We start from the raw sequence: 1,424 nt of genomic DNA, 5'->3' as shown, positions 1-1,424 counted from the left end.
TGCTGCGCCCGCGGCTGGCGAAGGCGGCGGCGCTCCCGCCGGACGACCGGGCGCTGCGCCGGGCCGCCATGCTCGACCGGCTCGCCGGATGCGCCCGTCCCCCGCGCGGGGCGCGCTTCGAACCCGTCCGGTTCGACGGCTTCGGGGCCGAGTGGACGCACGGCCCCGGCGTCGGACGCAGCCGCGACAAGGCCATCCTGTACCTGCACGGCGGCGGATGGGTGAGCTGCGGCCTCAACACGCACCGCCGCATGGTGTCCCGGTTCAGCGCCGCCGCCGGCGTCCCGGCGCTGTCGGTCGACTACCGGATGATCCCGGCCGTCCCGTTCGAGGAGGAGGTCGAGGACTGCCTGACCGCCTACCGGAGCCTGCTGGACGACCGGGACGCCTCCGACATCGTCATCATGGGCGACTCGGCCGGCGGCTACCTGACCTTCGCCACCGCGCTGCGCGCCCGCGAGGACGGCCTGCCCCTCCCCGCCGCGCTCGTCGCCCTGTCCCCCATGCTCGACATGGACCTCCAGGACAAGCTCGCGCACGCGAACATGAGGCTCGACCCGTCCGCGCCCGGGCCGCTCCTGGAGTGGCTGGTGCGCAGCTTCCTCGGCCATCTGGACCTCACCGACCCGAAGGTCTCGCCGATCCGCGCCGACCTCGCCGGGCTGCCGCCCGTCCTGCTGACGGCGGGCTCGACCGAGCTGCTGTACTGCGACGCCGAGACGATGGCCCGGCGGCTCGTCCGGGCGGGCGTCCCGACGACGCTGCAGGTCTGGGACCGCCAGCTGCACGTCTTCCAGATGTTCGGCCCGCTGCTGCCCGAGTCGCGCGCGGCGATCGTCGGCATGGGCGCGTTCGTCCGCCGCGCGCTGGCGGGCGCGGTTGACCTCAACACGAGTTGAGGTCCTAGCGTCGGAGGCATGACGAGCACACCCTTCACCCCGGCCGAGCGCTCCTACCTCGCGACACAGAACCTCGGCAGGTTCGCCACCGTCGGCCCGGACGGGACGCCCCACGTCCGTCCGGTGGGGTTCCGCCTGAACGACGACGGCACCATCGACATCGGCGGCCCCGACAACGCAGCCAGCCGCAAGTACCGCAACGCCCAGGCCCACCCCGAGGTGTCGTTCCTGGTGGACGACATGACCTCCCCCGACGACCCGGACGCCGTCCGCCCGGGCTGGGGCCGGGGCGTCGAGATCCGGGGCCGCGCGGAGTTCGTGAAGGGCGAGATGCACATCGGCAAGGGCTTCTTCAGCGACGACCTGATCCGCATCCACCCCAAGCGCATCATCAGCTGGCACATCGACCCGCAGAACCCTGCCGGCACCTCCCGCACGGTCGCCTAGACGAGTAGTTCCGAAGTTAGTGGTCGTAGGCGATCAGTGATCGTGTGGTGGGTTGTCCGGTGCGGTGGTTGTGCCAGA

General features: G+C 72.2%; 2 protein-coding genes. Both read left to right on the top strand.

Features of this window, described 5'->3' with window-relative positions; all coding sequences use genetic code 11:
• Positions 1–899 (top strand): alpha/beta hydrolase (locus DZF91_RS23880; RefSeq protein WP_147341331.1); only part of this gene is annotated, 899 nt, incomplete at its 5' end.
• Between the two features lie 18 nt (positions 900–917).
• Entirely contained in the window at positions 918–1,346 is a 429-nt protein-coding gene (locus tag DZF91_RS23875; RefSeq protein WP_117359552.1) for a PPOX class F420-dependent oxidoreductase, read from the top strand.
• The last annotated feature ends 78 nt before the right edge of the window (positions 1,347–1,424 follow it).

It is taken from the genome of Actinomadura logoneensis (assembly GCF_003428695.1).
Classification (GTDB): Bacteria; Actinomycetota; Actinomycetes; order Streptosporangiales; family Streptosporangiaceae; genus Spirillospora; species Spirillospora logoneensis.
The sequence above is the reverse complement of the archived record's forward strand: the minus strand, read 5'-3'. Positions and strand labels throughout refer to the sequence as shown.